Source organism: Rhizobium sp. CB3171, from assembly GCF_029714265.1.
Taxonomy (GTDB): domain Bacteria; phylum Pseudomonadota; class Alphaproteobacteria; order Rhizobiales; family Rhizobiaceae; genus Rhizobium.
Genome location: NZ_CP121653.1, coordinates 625,757 through 642,509, shown reverse-complemented (window position 1 = coordinate 642,509; position 16,753 = coordinate 625,757). Strand labels below are relative to the sequence as shown.

The 16,753-nt window shown below is 58.3% G+C and carries 14 protein-coding genes and 1 pseudogene; 11 read left to right on the top strand and 4 right to left on the bottom strand.

Going from position 1 to position 16,753, the window contains the following annotated elements:
• Positions 1-11 precede the first annotated feature (11 nt).
• Positions 12-1,016, bottom strand: coding sequence for a hydrogen peroxide-inducible genes activator (locus QA648_RS22190; RefSeq protein WP_283053700.1), 1,005 nt, complete (start codon positions 1,014-1,016; stop codon positions 12-14).
• A gap of 332 nt (positions 1,017-1,348) precedes the next feature.
• Between QA648_RS22190 and katG the strand changes: the two genes are divergently transcribed.
• The 4 genes from katG to QA648_RS22170 all read left to right on the top strand — a co-directional run bounded on the left by katG (position 1,349) and on the right by QA648_RS22170 (position 5,299).
• Positions 1,349-3,547, top strand: a complete 2,199-nt coding sequence (katG, locus tag QA648_RS22185) for a catalase/peroxidase HPI (protein WP_283053699.1) — start codon at positions 1,349-1,351, stop codon at positions 3,545-3,547.
• A gap of 169 nt (positions 3,548-3,716) precedes the next feature.
• Positions 3,717-4,067, top strand: coding sequence for an MbcA/ParS/Xre antitoxin family protein (locus tag QA648_RS22180; protein WP_260304111.1), 351 nt, complete (start codon positions 3,717-3,719; stop codon positions 4,065-4,067).
• A gap of 9 nt (positions 4,068-4,076) precedes the next feature.
• Positions 4,077-4,580 carry an RES domain-containing protein gene (locus tag QA648_RS22175; RefSeq protein WP_283053698.1) on the top strand — a complete coding sequence of 168 codons (504 nt, stop codon included), beginning with the start codon at positions 4,077-4,079 and terminating at the stop codon, positions 4,578-4,580.
• A gap of 293 nt (positions 4,581-4,873) precedes the next feature.
• Complete coding sequence (locus QA648_RS22170; protein WP_283053697.1) at positions 4,874-5,299, top strand: hypothetical protein; 426 nt, start codon at positions 4,874-4,876, stop codon at positions 5,297-5,299.
• 315 nt (positions 5,300-5,614) lie between these two features.
• Here QA648_RS22170 and QA648_RS22165 read toward each other — a convergent pair whose 3' ends face one another.
• From QA648_RS22165 to QA648_RS22155, 3 genes are all read right to left on the bottom strand, one after another.
• Entirely contained in the window at positions 5,615-6,088 is a 474-nt protein-coding gene (locus tag QA648_RS22165) for a GNAT family N-acetyltransferase (RefSeq protein ID WP_283053696.1), read from the bottom strand.
• Between the two features lie 30 nt (positions 6,089-6,118).
• Positions 6,119-6,562: a hypothetical protein gene (locus QA648_RS22160; RefSeq protein ID WP_283053695.1), complete on the bottom strand. Its 444-nt coding sequence runs from the start codon at positions 6,560-6,562 to the stop codon at positions 6,119-6,121.
• Between the two features lie 260 nt (positions 6,563-6,822).
• Positions 6,823-7,047, bottom strand: coding sequence for a hypothetical protein (locus QA648_RS22155; protein ID WP_104827142.1), 225 nt, complete (start codon positions 7,045-7,047; stop codon positions 6,823-6,825).
• A 376-nt stretch (positions 7,048-7,423) separates the two neighbouring features.
• Between QA648_RS22155 and QA648_RS22150 the strand changes: the two genes are divergently transcribed.
• From QA648_RS22150 to QA648_RS22120, 7 genes and pseudogenes are all read left to right on the top strand, one after another.
• Positions 7,424-8,122, top strand: coding sequence for a CerR family C-terminal domain-containing protein (locus QA648_RS22150; RefSeq protein ID WP_283053694.1), 699 nt, complete (start codon positions 7,424-7,426; stop codon positions 8,120-8,122).
• Positions 8,119-9,132: a secretion protein HlyD gene (hlyD, locus tag QA648_RS22145; RefSeq protein ID WP_260304117.1), complete on the top strand. Its 1,014-nt coding sequence runs from the start codon at positions 8,119-8,121 to the stop codon at positions 9,130-9,132. Before QA648_RS22150 ends, hlyD begins: the two co-directional genes overlap by 4 nt.
• The gene (locus tag QA648_RS22140) at positions 9,129-10,871 is read left to right on the top strand and encodes an ATP-binding cassette domain-containing protein (RefSeq protein ID WP_283053693.1); all 1,743 of its coding nucleotides are present in this window, start codon (positions 9,129-9,131) and stop codon (positions 10,869-10,871) included. The genes hlyD and QA648_RS22140 overlap by 4 nt, the downstream gene beginning before the upstream one ends.
• Positions 10,871-12,022 (top strand): ABC transporter permease, encoded by a 1,152-nt coding sequence (locus QA648_RS22135; protein WP_283054235.1) that lies wholly within the window; start codon positions 10,871-10,873, stop codon positions 12,020-12,022. Before QA648_RS22140 ends, QA648_RS22135 begins: the two co-directional genes overlap by 1 nt.
• A 1-nt stretch (position 12,023) precedes the next feature.
• Positions 12,024-13,136 (top strand): ABC transporter permease, encoded by a 1,113-nt coding sequence (locus QA648_RS22130; protein ID WP_260304120.1) that lies wholly within the window; start codon positions 12,024-12,026, stop codon positions 13,134-13,136.
• A 471-nt stretch (positions 13,137-13,607) separates the two neighbouring features.
• Positions 13,608-15,560 (top strand): methyl-accepting chemotaxis protein, encoded by a 1,953-nt coding sequence (locus QA648_RS22125; RefSeq protein ID WP_283053692.1) that lies wholly within the window; start codon positions 13,608-13,610, stop codon positions 15,558-15,560.
• A 161-nt stretch (positions 15,561-15,721) separates the two neighbouring features.
• Positions 15,722-16,740, top strand: a pseudogene (locus QA648_RS22120) (IS3 family transposase); the annotation flags it as partial.
• Positions 16,741-16,753 lie beyond the last annotated feature (13 nt).

The window sequence follows — 16,753 nt, the reverse complement described above, 5'->3', positions numbered from 1 at the left end:
GCGCTCAGTCATCACCGGGATGAACCGATTGGCGATGCGTCATTGGCTGTACGGCTGTCAACGGCCGGCATGCGAGTGCTCAATCCTGGATCGTGCGGCCGCGAAAGCGACTTGTGCCGCTCGCGCATCGCCTCGGCTGATTGGCGAACGACTTCGGATATCTCGAGGAACTGTTTGGTCAGGGGGCTGGTCTTTCGCCAGATCATGCCGATCGTTCGCGATGGTTCAACATTATGAAAATGGGCGATGGACACGGGCGCCGAACGCGTCTCCACCGCTACTGCCATTTCCGGGATCAGGGTGACACCAATGCCGGCGCTGACCATTTGGACCAGCGTGGACAGAGAGCTGCCATCCATCAGCTCCCGCGGCACTGCCGAAGACAGATTACAGAACGACAAGGCCTGATCGCGAAAACAATGGCCCTCTTCCAGCAGAAGCAGCCTCATCTCGCGCAGCGCTTCGCGATTGGGTACCGGCTTGCCTTCATCCTCGCTCGGCCGAACCAACACGAAATTTTCCGAAAACAGCGTGATCTCGGTCAACGAGGGTTCGGATACGGGCAACGCAACGATTGCCGCATCAAGCCGGCCCTCCGCCAGTTCCTGCACCAGCTTCGAGGTCTGCGTCTCGCGGACGTGAATGTCGAGCCCGTCATGCATGCGCGTCAAATTGCCGATGATTGCCGGCAGCAGATAGGGCGCGATCGTCGGAATGATCCCCAGGCGCAACCGCCCAACGAGCCGATTCTGCGAGGCACGCGCCATATCTGCGAGCTCATCGACCGAGCGAAGGATATCGCGGACGCGCAGTACAAACGCTTCCCCGAAACTGGTCAACCGAACCTGGCGTGCGCCTCTTTCGAAGAGCTCTGTGCCCAGCGATTCTTCCAGTTCCTTGATCTGCATCGACAAGGCAGGCTGGGAGATCGCGCAGACATCTGCCGCGCGCCCGAAGTGACCTTGTCGTGCCAGCGCCTCGAAATAGCGAAGCTGCTTGAGTGTCAAATTCGTCATAACCCTACCTTATCGCCGCAATCAGTAAATCCAACTTAAATTAATGGAACTGCTTGGCTATAGTCCGTAAAGCGCCGATGAGGTGTAGCCATTGTCACGCCTGGCTCATAAAATGGCCACGGACGATGTGCAGCTCGTTGACGTCCAGACTGTCCGGAAACACCGGTGCGTCCCAAGCTCGCTGTCGGGACGGTCTGCTTGCAAATAAAAAGGACATTTCATGTGTCTGGCACTTCGTGACCGTGCCGAACATGAAACCGGACTGCTTTTCAGAGGATCCACGATGATGCCCTCTGGACGGCTCAATTCAAGTAATCACGAGGGAGAGAAATATGGATACGAAAGCCGATACAGCCGGCAAATGTCCGGTGGTGCACACCCACACGGCCCATGGCGGCAGATCAAACCGGGACTGGTGGCCGAACCAGTTGAACCTGAAAATTCTCCACCAGAACTCTGCGCTGTCGAATCCTCTAGGCCCGGCATTCAATTATGCCGAGGAATTCAAGAAGCTCGACCTTAACGCCGTCAAACAGGACCTCCATGCCCTGATGACGGATTCGCAGGATTGGTGGCCCGCCGACTTTGGCCATTACGGTCCGCTTTTCATCCGCATGGCCTGGCACAGTGCCGGCACCTACCGCACCGGCGACGGCCGCGGCGGCGCGGGAGCCGGTCAGCAGCGTTTCGCGCCGCTCAACAGTTGGCCTGATAACGTAAACCTCGACAAGGCGCGCCGGTTGCTTTGGCCGATCAAGCAGAAATACGGCAACAGAATCTCCTGGGCCGACCTGATGATCCTCACCGGCAACGTTGCCCTGGAATCGATGGGCTTCAAAACATTCGGATTTGCCGGCGGTCGTCCGGACGTCTGGGAGCCCGAAGAAGACGTCTACTGGGGCGCCGAGGACACATGGCTTGCCGACAAGCGCTACTCCGGTGAACGCGACCTCGAAACCCCGCTTGCCGCCGTGCAGATGGGCTTGATCTACGTCAATCCGGAAGGCCCGAACGGCAATCCCGATCCGCTTGCCGCCGCCAAGGACATCCGCGAGACTTTCGCGCGCATGGCCATGAATGACGAAGAGACGGTCGCCCTCATTGCAGGCGGACATACCTTCGGCAAGACCCACGGCGCCGGCGATGCCGCCCACGTCGGTGCGGAGCCGGAAGGTGCCGGCATCGAAGAACAGGGCTTCGGCTGGAAGAGCAGCTTCGAAACGGGCAAGGGCGGTCATACGATCAGCAGCGGCCTGGAAGTTACCTGGACCACGACACCGACGAAATGGAGCAACAACTTCTTCTGGAACCTGTTCGGCTATGAATGGGAACTGACGAAGAGCCCGGCTGGTGCACACCAGTGGACCCCGAAGCACGGTGCTGGTGCCGGTACCATCCCGGACGCGCACGATAAGTCCAAGCGTCATGCACCCGCCATGCTGACCACTGACCTCGCCTTGCGCTTCGACCCGGCCTACGAAAAGATCTCGCGCCGCTTCTTTGAAAATCCGGATCAGTTCGCGGATGCCTTTGCCCGCGCGTGGTTCAAGCTGACCCACCGCGACATGGGCCCTCGTGTGCGTTATCTCGGTCCGGAAGTTCCGTCCGAGGAGCTGATCTGGCAGGATCCCATTCCTGCCGTCGATCATCACCTGATCGACGCGAAGGACATCGCCGGCCTCAAAGACAAGATCCTCGCATCGGGCCTTTCCATCTCGCAACTGGTTACGACCGCCTGGGCTTCGGCCGCGACCTTCCGCGGTTCCGACAAGCGCGGTGGAGCGAACGGCGCGCGCATTCGTCTTTCGCCGCAGAAGGATTGGGAGGTCAACCAGCCGGCCCAGCTCGCGACCGTCCTCGAGACGCTCGAAGGCATCCAGAAGGCGTTTAACGACGGCCAGTCGGGTGGCAAGAAGGTATCGCTCGCGGACCTGATCGTCCTTGGTGGCGCAGCCGCCGTCGAAAAGGCCGCCAAGAATGCCGGTCATGACATCGAAGTTCCCTTCACGCCGGGCCGCACCGACGCGACGCAGGAGCAGACCGATGTGAGCTCCTTTGCCGTTCTGGAACCGATCGCCGACGGATTCCGCAACTATCAGAAGGGCGAATACTCCATTTCGCCCGAGGAGTTGCTGATCGACAAGGCGCAGCTTCTGACGCTGACCGCGCCGGAGATGACCGTCCTGGTCGGTGGCCTGCGCGTGTTGAACGCCAATGCTGGACAATCCCAGCACGGTGTTTTCACCAAGCGTCCTGAAACGCTCACCAACGATTTCTTCGTCAACCTGCTCGACATGAGCACGGTATGGAAGGCTTCGGCGGACTCGAAATATGTCTTCGAGGGACGCGACCGCGGAACGGACGATATCAAGTGGACCGGCACCCGCGTCGACCTCGTATTCGGTTCGAACTCCCAGCTTCGGGCACTTGCAGAGGTCTATGGCCAGAGCGACACGCAAGAGAAGTTCGTGCGCGACTTCGTGGCGGCCTGGACGAAGGTGATGGACGCGGATCGTTTCGATATCGCCTGATCCGGACAGAAAGCCACTCGGGCGCGGCTGAGCTCCAGCCGCGCCCGAGTGTCATGCGAGGCAAAACTCGCCCGAATATGCGCCGCGTCACTCCATCGGCTTGAATGCCGCCAATTTTGACGCTATATAACGTCATAATAATTGGCATTTCGAATTGGAGGTGAGAGAAATGGGTCTCGCCCAATATGCGGATGACGGGTTGTTCGCACCACGGAAGATCGCGGATGCCTTCCGCACGACCAGCGAGGAAATCGCTCGTACAGCCGGCCTCGGCAAGGATGCGATCCAGCGCAAGGACCGGATCCGCTCTGATAAGACGCAGCGGCGCTTGCGCGAAATGATCGAGGTCGTCAACAAGGTCGAACCGCGTTTCGGCTCGGCCCTGATGGCCTATGCCTGGTATCGCTCCGAGCCACTGCCCGGATTTTCTGGCCAGACGGCCATGCAGTTGGTGCGCGACGGACGTGGCGATGAAGTGCTCGACTATATCGACGCAATCGACGCCGGCGTTCACGCATAGTCCCGCTCGATGCGCTATGAAGGAAAGCTCTACCGGGCGCTGAACCCGATCTATGCGCGCCAACCGCTCTCGGGCCGCGGAGCTGAACTCTATGGCGGTCGGTTCAATCCGAAAGGAATGCCGGCGCTCTATACATCGCTGTCGGTCCTGACGGCGCTACGCGAAGCCAATCAGGTCGGCAGTTTGCAACCGACGACACTCGTCTCATACGACGCCGCGTTAGAGAAGGTCTTCAATAGTCGCGACGAAGATGCCCTGCAGGCGGAAGGGATGGATGCAGATGCAATTGCCGACCCAACGTGGCGCGACCAGATGAAGGCGACCGGCGAGGCGAGAACTCAGCGCTTTGCCCGGCGGCTAGCCGCCGCTGGCTATCAAGGTCTGCTCGTCAGGAGTTTTGCCCCCGGTGCAACGGCGGACGACATGAATCTCGTCCTTTGGACCTGGGGCGCGAGTGCTTCGGCGCGGCTGACCCTGATCGATGACGAGAACCGGCTGGGTCGACCCGAATAACGGGTCACTGCCCAGTGCAAGCCGGCGCATCCCCTGCCTTCCCGCCAAATTTCTTCGCATTAGACAGATCCTGCGAGGAGGGTCGATAGCGCCCAGTTTCGCTTTGAATTCGTCGACGACTTCGCGCAAGCGGAGCGTCGGAAACACAACGCCTTAGCCCTTATACAGCAGTCCTTATGGAGCCTCTTTGGACTAATCACCGTAGGCTACTTTACCGCGCGTTAGCTTCATAATTTAATAAACGTCAAGCATAATTTATTGTCCTTGAAGTAAAAAATACGGAGGGACCGAAAGTGCGCCTCGTAGCAACTTTGTTTGTTATTACCGGCCTCGCCTGCGACACTGCCTACGCCTTTCAGGAGTGCAATGGAAACCCGCACGTTCGCGTGATGTGGCAGAAGCAAATCATTGAAGTCGACGGCACTTTCTTTCAAATGAAAAAGGAGAAACTCACCAAGAAGACGGCGCGACTCGTCGGACACGACATTGTCTTCGTCCACAACGGCGCCGGCAGCGACACTCTCATCAGGCACGGCGTTTCCACCTCCTATAGCTGCGCCGCCGTTGAAGGTAATCCTGGCCTACAGAAAGCAAACGTGCAGGGGTATCAAGCGAACTCATTGATAGAGGACAATTCTGCACCGGCGGACGCAACCATCACAGGCAATCGATCTAGCGCCTCCTCTGGAAAAGGACACGGTGGCGGCAAACACAAGTAGATGGAAAAATACCCCCTCCTCGGCCGGGGCGCGATAAGCTGGCACCGTTCCTCCGGCGGAGTGCGCGAAACTTTGGCCTCCTGAATATCGGCTGCTATATTCAAACAGCTCGCATCTGCAGGGAGGCAGATATGTCCGGGAAAAAAGAGCAAATCCGTTCGAATACGGGCCCTGTCCGAGGGCGTCGCCTTCGCATGAAACAGGGGCGACAATCTCGCGTCCTTCAACGAGCCAATCGCCAAGTCACCATGATGGCTGCAGCCGTTATCCTCGCGTTCTTTGTGGCGATCATAATCCAAGCTTTGCTGACTTAGCTCAGGTCAGGAGCACATGAGACCCACGCTCCCAAGGGAGCCAATGGGAGTGGCCAAGCTGGGGGTCGCGTCGAAAACCCAGAGCCTCCCAAAACGCGGCCGCGTCGGCATTGTCCGCATTCACCGTAACAATAGTGCCCTTCGGGATTGTCCGGTTCAGGATCGCCGCTGCCAGTTGTCGTCCCAGGCCACAACGACGATAGGCCGGACGTATGAAGAAGCGCCGCATGCGCATGGCGGATGGCAAATCAGGATCGACCGTCATGCCTCCAACTCCCGCCAAGCCGCGGTCTACCCTGACGGCCAGTAGAACCTCGTGCGCCTGATTGAAGCGCTGCTCGCCACTCTGCCATTCATCATGCAGTCGTTCAATAAATCGCCGGCCTTCGGAAGCGGCGTCACGGCGCAAGACCTCGAAATCAACCGGAAGACGTTCGACAATTTGATCAAATTGAAGGTCGTACAATAGCTTCATCCGCATAGTTCTTCGCTTCAGCCCAGGAAATCAGGCTCCCTGCCGTCGATCAAACAGAACCTTAATTCCGATCAGATGGCGGTATTCGTCCCGATCCCGAAGCTCTGCCAGTCTTTCGATGGCGGGCACACCGATGCGGCGAGAAAGATGAAGGATCAGCCCTCCCCCGAGGCAAAGGCCGACATGCGCTCCAAAGCTTGTTGGCTTGCTGTGAACAAGTATCAGTCCGAGAGGCACCATCACAGGCGAAACGCGTGTGAATGTTTGATCGGCCCACAGGTCACTTGATCGAAAATCTGGGATGCTGAACCCGAAATGCCGGAGGATCGAGTAGGCATATTGTTGGCAGTTCGCTCCACCTTGTACGCCCGTCAACCCAGGAGCACCCGGGTAATGATCGGCATTGTAGGCGACATGCCAAAAACTCTCAGGGATCGCAATCGGAGAGCGGGATAAATCACCTTTGATGGCCATGAGCAAAGGTTAGCAGGCATGGGCGACCGTCACTACGGAAATGTTGATTTTCGCGCTCGGCGGAGTTGACCCTATCGGCAAGTGCGCAGGGCTTTTCCTGCGAACTCGATGGATGATGACGCGACGGAATCCGATTTTTACTGCGCCATGTGCACGGCCGGCAAGCCATCTCATCTTAATCGACTTGCCGGCCGGCTGGATGAAGAGTTGTTAGCAGCCATCTTGCGGATACCACGGACGAACGCAGATGGAACTCAATACTAATTTGCTGCAACTCTTCGAGCGAGCGCCATAACGTAGTCATCTGCGATATCGGCCAAGGTCAAAGCGACCTCCGATTCCTTCCAACCTGCAGCGACTGCCGTCAGCACGAATTCGCGGAATGCTTCGGCAAGCACCTCTTCGCGCTCAATGACGCGATATGGATTATTCGCGGCATGTTGAGGGGCGCTGATCTGTATTGTTGTGGGTCGGTTAGGTTCCATGAGACGTCCCCCTGAAGGTTGACTAGTTGTAGATTTGTCCTGCATTTCTGTCTTAACTGCACTGCGATTATGCTTATTTTCTAAAAGATTAACCGGGACGTGTCGTTAGCCACGCATCCCGAAATTTGCCGCAGCGTCCATTTCTGCAATTGCTAATCCAATATTTCTGCCTTTGGACTCATGGGCATGCGCAACGGGGTCTGCCGAGAGATCCACGGCGTAGCAACGGGATCTGCCGACAGATCCACGGCGTAGCAACGATCCTGCTCAACATGGAGACTGCTGGTGCTGCGAACCGAAAGCAGCCGAGCCCAGAAGCTTGCGCCAATTTCAGTCAATCGATTGACTTATTTCAAAATTGGCTCATTATGGGAATATGAGACAAAGGAAAGATACAAAACCCGAGGCTGCGCGCAGCGACATCACGCGTGAGAAACTGCTTGAAAATGCCCTCGACGTTTTCGGTCGATACGGCTTCGACGGTGCCTCGACGCGCAAGATCACCAACGCGGCTGGCGTGAACCTTCAGGCGATCCCCTATTATTTCGGGAGTAAGGAAGGGCTCTATATCGCCACGGCGGAATATCTCGCCGACATGATCAGTCAGCATGTCGGCGGCATGCGGCAAAGAATTGCCGAGCAAATCGCGACGCTCGACAGAACGGGTATGCCGCTCGGCGAAGCCCAGGCGCGGCTCTTTCTGAACGAGATCGTCGAGACGATGGTCGTCCTGTTCGTCAGCAAGAAATCCGAAGCGTGGGCGCGTTTCATCATTCGCGAGCAGATGGAACCGACCGCGGCATTCGAACGGGTCTATTCCGGTATCATGGGACCGATGATTGCCCTTGGGCGACGACTGATCGGGGCGGTCATCGCCGATGATCCCGCATCGGAAAATGTGCGCCTACGTTGCCTATCTTTCGTTGGCAGTCTCATGGTTTTCAGAATGGCCAATGCGGCCGTGCTCGCTCAGATGGAATGGGATGCGATCGGTGAGAAGGAGATCGTCAGATTGCAGCAGCATGCGCGCAGGCTTGTCGCCGCCCTCGGGCCGGCGAAAGGAGAAATATCGTGAACAGGATCATTCCGATTGCCGTCGTTGTCGTCATAGCCGCGGGCGCAGCCGCCTGGTGGTCCGACGCGCCGGCAAAACTCGGCTGGAAATGGCAGGAGCAAAAGGAGTTCGTGCTCTACGGCAATGTCGACATCCGCCAGGTTTCGCTTGCATTTCGCGTCAATGGCAAGCTGAGTGAGGCTCTTGTCGATGAGGGCGACGTCGTAAAGCGCGGCACGGTGCTCGCCCGGCTCGACGCGGAGCCCTATGATTATGCCGTCCGCTCAGCCGAGGCCAATGCCGCGGCATTGCGCGCCACGCTCGACAAGCTCAAGGCCGGGGCGCGGCCGACGGAAATCGCGCAGGCGCGTGCCTCTTATCAAGAGCAGCTTGCCGATCTGGAAAACGCCAATCTGGCCTACGATCGCGCCAAGCAGTTGCGGCCCTCCGGAAACATATCCGAAGCCACCCTGGATCAAGCGACTGCGGCGCGGGCTATGGCGGCAGCACGGGTGGATTCGGCCAATCAGGCGCTGAAGTTGCTGGAAGAGGGAAGCCGCGCCGAAGATATCGCCGCAGCGGATGCGCAGCTAAAAGCGGCCGAAGCTACGCTCGCGACAGCACGCACATCACTCGGCGATACCGAATTGCGTGCACCGAATGACGGTGTGATCCTGTCACGTGTGCAGGAGCCAGGGGCGATCGTGGCGCCGACCGATCCAGTCTTCGTGCTATCGCTGACCGAGCCTGTCTGGGTCCGCGGCTATGTCGCCGAGCCGGATCTCGGCCGGATCCACCCCGGTATGAAGGTCAAAGTGACCTCCGACACGAAGCCGGACGAAGCTTATGACGGCACCATCGGATTCATTTCGCCTGTTGCTGAATTCACACCGAAATCGGTGGAGACGCCCGAATTGCGCACGGATCTCGTCTATCGGCTGCGGGTCACCATTGACAAGCCCGGACCCGACCTGCGCCAGGGCATGCCGGTAACCCTTCACTTCCCGACATTGCAAACGGCGGAAAAATGAGCGAGGCGGTCGACAGCGGCGGTAGCGGCGACCTTGTCCGGCTCGATGAGGTCACAAAACGGTTTGACGCGGCAAAACCGGCGCTTGATGCCATTACCGGCGCGGTCCGCGGCGGCGAGATAACCGGCCTCGTCGGCCCGGATGGCGCCGGCAAGACGACGCTCATCCGCCTGATGACGGGGCTTATGCTGCCGGAAAGTGGCACAGTGCAGGTTCTTGGCTTCGACACGCGCAATGATGCCGCTGCGATCCAGGCAGGAATTGGCTATATGCCACAGCGCTTCGGCCTCTACGAGGACCTGTCGGTTCAGGAAAATCTCGATCTCTATGCCGATCTGCGCGGGCTTCCGAGGCAGGAAAGAACTGCTACTTTCGACGAGCTGCTTACCTTTACCGACCTCAAACGCTTTACCGGGCGCCTCGCCGGCAAGCTTTCCGGCGGCATGAAGCAGAAGCTCGGCCTTGCCTGCGCGCTTCTTAAGAAACCAAAGCTGTTGCTTCTTGACGAGCCCGGTGTCGGCGTCGATCCCATTTCGCGGCGCGATCTCTGGAACATGGTCGAAAACCTGACGGAAGAAGGTGTCGGCGTCGTCTGGTCGACCGCCTATCTCGACGAAGCCGAGGCCTGCGATCGCGTGTTCCTGCTCAGCGAAGGCAAGTTGCTTTTTGCCGGCGAGCCGAAGGAACTGACCGCACGGGTCGCCGGCCGCGTTTTTCGCATCAGTGGCATTGCGGGCAGGCGTCGCCAGATGCTGACGAAACTCCTTGACGAAGACGGCGTGGTCGACGGCGTCATTCAAGGAGAGGCAATAAGGCTTGTTACTGTCAAGGACAGACAAAGCGGGTTTTCGGCGGCCGGCGATGCCGAAGTCACGGCTGCAGAGCCGCGTTTCGAGGACGCATTCATCGACATGCTTGGCGGCGGACCCGGCGGACGCTCGCAACTGGCCGAGACGCAGCGCAGCTTTGCCGTCGAAGGCGACAAACCGGTGATCGAGGCACATGCCTTGACCAAGCGTTTCGGCGATTTCACCGCGGCCGACAACATCACCTTCGACATCCCGCGCGGTCAGATCTTCGGACTGCTCGGTCCGAACGGCGCCGGCAAATCCACAACGTTCAAGATGCTCTGTGGCCTGTTGAAGCCGACGAACGGCGAAGGCCGGATTGCGGGTTTCGACTTGCGTCGCGACACCGCGGAGGCACGCAATCGTCTCGGTTACATGGCGCAGAAATTCTCGCTCTACGGCGATCTCAGCGTTTCGCAGAATCTGCAATTCTTCGCCGGAGTCTATGGGCTGCGTGGCACGCACAAACGCGAGCGGGTCGACCTCATGACATCGATCTTCGATTTTCGCTCTCGGCTATCCATGTCGGCGAAGGACCTGCCGCTTGGCCTGAAACAGAGGTTAGCCCTTGCCTGCGCGGTGATGCACGAGCCCGAGGTGCTGTTTCTCGACGAGCCCACCTCCGGTGTCGATCCCATCACACGGCGGGAATTCTGGACCCATATCAATGCGCTCGTCGAAAAGGGTGTCACAGTCCTCGTCACCACACATTTCATGGACGAAGCCGAATATTGCGATCGCATTTCGCTGATCTACCGCGGACGCTCGATCGCGCTAGGCTCGCCTGACGAATTGAAGGCCGGGGTTGCCAATTCAGAAAACCCCGATCCGACCATGGAGGATGCCTTCATCGCCCTCGTCCAGGCGTCAGAGCAGAGGATGGCGGCATGATGTCCCCGTCCCCAACGGCAACGGCTTCCTCACGGCGCGATCGCGTCCGCCGCTTCGCTGCGTTGGTGCGCAAGGAGAGTTTCCAGGTCATGCGCGATCCGAGCAGTATCCTGATCGCTTTCGTGCTTCCGATAATCCTGCTCTTCCTGTTCGGCTATGGCGTTTCGCTTGATACCAAGTTGACGCGGGTCGGCGTGGTCATGGAGGAGACAACGCCGCTTACCGGCGATCTCGCCGCAAGCTTCCGGGCATCCCGATATTTTTCGGTGGTCAGCGGTCATGACCGCCGACAGTTCGAGGAAGACCTGGTCCTTTCACGCATCCGCGGCATCATCGTCGTACCAGCGGACTTCACGGCGACCTATATGGCGGGCAATCGCCCGCAAATTCAGGTCATCGTCGATGGCTCCGATCCCAACACCGCCAATTTCGTGCAGAACTATGCCCAGGGCGCCGTCGCCAACTGGCAGCTTCAACGGCAGGCGCAAACGGTTGGAGGCAACCCAGCCATCACCGTCGAACAACGCTTCTGGTTCAACCCCGAGCTTACCAGCCGTTCCTTTCTCGTGCCGGGTTCCATTGCGATCGTCATGACGCTGGTGGGGACATTGCTGACATCGCTGGTGGTCGCGCGCGAATGGGAACGCGGCACGATGGAAGCGATGATGGCGACACCGGTGACGGCTACTGAGCTGCTCGCCGGCAAGCTATTGCCCTATTTCGTGCTTGGCCTGACCTCGATGACGATCTGCGTCCTGCTCGCCGTCTTCCTCTTCGGCGTGCCGTTCCGCGGCTCCGTCCTGGCACTTTATTCCTTGTCGGCGGTTTTCCTGATGCCGGCGCTGGGCCAGGGCCTGTTGATCTCGGCTGCGACCAAGAACCAGTTTCTCGCCTCGCAGCTTGCGTTGATCTCCGCATTCCTGCCGGCCTTCCTGCTTTCCGGTTTTCTTTTCGAGATCAACTCAATGCCGACCGTCATCCAGTGGATCACCTTCATCGTGCCGGCCCGTTACCTCATTCCCAGCCTGCAGACGGTCTTTCTCGCCGGCGACATCTGGCCGATGTTCCTACGGGCGATCTCCGTCATGTTTGGCATCGGCTGCGTCTTCTTCCTGCTTGCTGCGCGCAGCACAAAAAAGAGGATCGCCTAAGGTGTGGTGGTCAAGGCTGAAGGCCCTCATCGTCAAAGAGCTGCTGGCGGTCCTGCGCGATCCAAAGAGCCGCTTGATCTTGATCGGGCCGCCGATCGTACAGCTTCTGGTCTTTTCCTATGCGGCGACCCTGGAGGTACGCAACGTCGACATTGCGCTGCTGAACCACGACAGCGGCCACTGGGGCCAGGAACTTGTCCAGCGCATCGAAGGCTCACCGACTTTCCGCAGCATCTCATCGGTCCAAGACCTCGCCGAAATGCGCGATGCGGTCGACCGACAGCGCGTCACCGCCGCCCTCGTCGTCGGCCCGGATTTCTCGCGGAATATCGAGGCTGGCAGGCCAGCCGACCTGCAGATTATTCTCGACGGTCGACGTTCGAACGCCTCGCAGATCGTCGCCGGCTATCTCAACCAGATCGTTGCAAGCCTTTCCGCCGAAACGCCGGCGGGAACACGCGCGTCGGCGCGATCCGTAGCCGTCGTGCCGCGCAACTGGTTCAATCCCAACCTGATCTTTCAATGGTTCATGGTGCCGAACCTGATTGCCAGCATTGCAATGCTCATCGGCCTCATCGTCACTGCTCTTTCCATTGCACGCGAGCGCGAACTCGGTACGTTCGACCAGCTCATGGTGTCGCCCTTGCGCACCCATGAAATCCTGATCGGCAAGTTCATCCCGCCGATGATGATCGGCCTCTTTCACATGACGGTCTACATCCTTGCGGCGATCTTCATCTTCGGCGTGCCGTTGCGAGGCTCGCTGCTCCTGCTCTACGGCAGTTCCCTCTTCTATCTCGCTTCCGTCGCTGGTCTCGGCCTCTTCATTTCGGCGCTTTCGGCGACCCAGCAGCAAGCAATTCTCGGCGCTTTCCTCTTTCTCGTTCCCGCCATGCTGCTTTCAGGCTTCGCCACGCCAATCGAGAACATGCCCGACTGGCTGCAGCCGCTGACCGTGATCAATCCGCTGCGCTATTTCCTAGTCATCGTCAAAGGCGTCTTCCTCAAGAATATTCCGCCCAGCGAGGTCCTCAATCAGACATGGCCGCTCCTAGTGATCGCAGCGGTAACCCTCAGCGCCGCCTCGTGGCTGTTCCGCCGTAGGCTTGAGTAGCCAAAGACCCAATAGCTGTGAGACAGCTCCTGTAAAAATCCCGCTGACAGGTCGCTTGAAGCTATCCCGGTCACAGCTTGCCGGACCGGAATTCACACCAAAAAGCAACCTCATACCGTTTCGAAATAAGTGAAATTAAAACATCGGCATAAGGTGCCGATTGAGCTGTATACCTCTACTTTCTGGAAGTAAATTTCCAAGCAAATTCAGGTCAAATGCTCATCGCCTGGAGTTGTATTCGCGCCCCGCGAAATTCTATTGAACTGATTTACACAATATCAACTATGTTGCCGCATAAAAAATAACCCTAGATGGGAATCGTAGTGCGGGCGAATGATCCGGCGCCCAGAAAAACTTTCGGGATGAGGGATCGATAGCAGATCCTAACCGACGCAACCTTCCCTCGCTCCTGCCGCCCGCGGATGCTTAGCGCTGGCAGCAGCATTCCAAATCTGGGGTGGGGACCTGCATATGGTAAATTGGAAAACATTCGGCATTGTCGCGCGTCTAGCAGTGGGATTTGGCTTCCTGCTCATTCTGATGATCGGTTTGACGCTCTACTCGATCGGACAGGTCAAAACGATCGACCGCAATCTTGGCGTCATCAACGACATCAACAGCGTGAAACAGCGCTTTGCCATCAATTACCGAGGCAGTGTTCATGACCGAGCAATTGCAATCAGGGACGTGACCCTCGTGACTTCCGCGGAAGAACGGCAAGTCGCGGTCAAGCTTATCGAGACACTTGCCTCCACCTATGCAGACAATGAAAAGAAGATGGCGGATATGATTGCCTCACCGGCCGGTGCGACGGCTGAGGAGAAAGCCATCCTCGATGAAATTGCGGCGGTTCAGGCCAAGACCAATCCGCTCGTTGCCGAGATTATAGCCCGTCAGGAAAAAGGCGATGGCGAAGCGGCCCGCAAGATCCTTCTGGAACAGGCAAGGCCTCAGTTCGTTGCCTGGCTGAAGGCGATCAACAAATTCATCGATTATCAGGAAGCCCTGAACAAATCGACCGGCAACGAAGTTCGAAGCGCCGCCGGAGGGTTTAACTCACTCGCGCTCACGGCACTTGCGATTGCTATTTTGCTCGCAAGCGTGGCGGCAGCCTTTACCGCCCGCTCCATCGTCGGACCGCTGGCGAAGCTCCAGACCTCGCTTGTATCGATGGCACAAGGCAATATGGAAGGCGATCGCAAGCTCGAAAAACGCGGCGATGAGATCGGCATGCTGGCCCGCGCGGTCGCGGCCCTCCGGGACGCAATCTCGGCAAAAGCGGAACGCGACGCGGATGCGGATGCAAAGCGTGCTGGCGAAGAGCGCAAACGGCTGGAAAGGGAAGCGGCGGAACGCGAAGCTCTTGCCGAACAAACCAATACAGCGGTGAACCAGCTCGCGGACGCCCTTCAGGGATTGGCGAACGGCGACCTTACGCGCCAGATCGCCGGCCCGTTCATTCCCTCGCTCGACCAATTGCGGGTCGATTTCAACCAAGCAGTGGAGAAACTGCGGCTGGCGATGCAGAAGGTCGCCGAGAATGCGAGCGCCATTGCATCGGGCGCACAGGAAATTCGATCTGCCTCCGACGATCTCGCCAAGAGGACTGAACAGCAGGCGGCCTCTGTCGAAGAAACCGCCGCAGCGCTGGAAGAGATCACCATAACCGTGTCAGGCTCCAGCAACCGCGCGCAGGAAGCAGGTCACCTGGTTCGCAAGACAAAGGAGAGTGCCGAGCACTCAGGCCGTGTCGTGCGCAGTGCCGTCGAAGCCATGGACAAGATCGAAGCTTCTGCGACCGAAATCGGCAATATCATCGGCGTCATCGACGAGATCGCCTTTCAGACCAATCTCCTCGCATTGAATGCAGGGGTTGAAGCCGCACGCGCCGGCGAGGCCGGAAAAGGCTTCGCCGTCGTCGCCCAGGAAGTGCGTGAGCTAGCGCAGCGGTCTGCGAAGGCCGCAAAAGAGATCAAGGATCTGATCAATACCTCCAACAACCATGTCAGAAGCGGCGTATCCTTGGTCGGCGAAACCGGCAAAGCCCTGGAAGAGATCGTCGCTCAAGTCCAACAGGTCGACGGCAACGTCGGGGCTATCGTTGAAGCTTCAAAGGAGCAGGCAACGGGCCTCAAGGAAATCAACACCTCGGTGAACACGATGGACCAAGGCACGCAGCAGAACGCAGCCATGGTCGAACAGGCCACAGCCGCGGCTCACAGCCTGGCATCCGAAGCCGAGGCTCTCTTCCAACTGCTATCGCAGTTCAGAATAAGCGCTCAGCCGATGTTTGACTCTCGTAGGGGCGGAAGCATTTCTGCTGCCAGCTCGGTATCGAAGCCATCGGCGTCGCCCGCGAGGCGACTGACGGCGAAGTTGGCCAATGCGTTTAGCGGAAGTGCGGCTGTAGCGGATGGGGGGTGAGGTCTGTGGCGGGATGCTCCGAAATCATTAACCTGCCATGGAACTTTCACCCGGCGGCGACTAGAGTCCCGGCGGTTTTGTGACCTGAACCCTTCAAACTGGACCAGTTTTGGTTAGAGTTTTCCGGTGGATTTTCCTGGCTGGGAAAGGAACGGAAGACGATGAAGGCATCGCAGTTTTCGGACGCGCAAAAGGCGTTCATTTTGAAGCAGGGTGATGAAGGTGTGCCGGTTGCGGAGATCTGTCGGAAGGCGGGCATTAGCCAGGCGACCTATTTCAACTGGAAGAAAAAATACGCCGGCATGTTGCCGCCGGAGATGAAGAAGCTGAAGCAACTCGAGGACGAGAATGCGCGACTGAAGAAGATCGTCGCGGATCTGACGCTGGACCGTGAGATGTTGCAGGATGTTATTCGGCGAAAGCTCTAAGGCCTGCTCGCAAGCGAGAGGTGGTGAAGGGTATGTGCCGGGACTGGGCAATCTCGATCCGGCGCGCCTGCGGGGCGCTGAACTTCGATCGTTCGACCTACCACTACACCTCTCGCCGTGCCGATCAGGCCGGCTTGGAACGTCGTATTCGAGAGATCTGCGAGACCCGTGTCCGTTACGGCTATCGTCGTGTGCATGTGCTGTTGGAACGCGAGGGCTGGGGCACAAACATCAAGCGAACCTATCGCATTTACAAGGATTTGGGTCTTCAACTGCGCAACAAGACGCCGAAGCGCCGGGTCAAAGCCAAGCTGCGGGAGGATCGTCAAATGGCAGTCGGTCCGAACGATCTTTGGGCCATGGACTTTGTTCACGACCAACTCGCGACTGGGAAGAAGCTGCGCGTCTTGACGGTGGTCGATACCTACTCGCGTTATGTACCGGTGCTTGATCCACGTCACAGCTATCGCGGTGAAGATGTCGTGCAAACCCTGGAACGAGTATGCCGGAAAGTTGGCTATCCGAAGACGATCAGGGTGGATCAGGGCACTGAATTTGTGTCACGCGACCTCGACCTTTGGGCCTATGCCAAAGGCGTCACCTTGGACTTCTCTCGCCCAGGCAAGCCCACGGACAACGCCTTTATTGAAGCTTTCAATGGCCGCTTCCGGGCGGAGTGCCTGAACCAGCATTGGTTCCTGACCCTTGCTGATGCCCGCGAAAAGATGGAGGATTGGCGTCGATACTACAATTCTGTTTCATAAC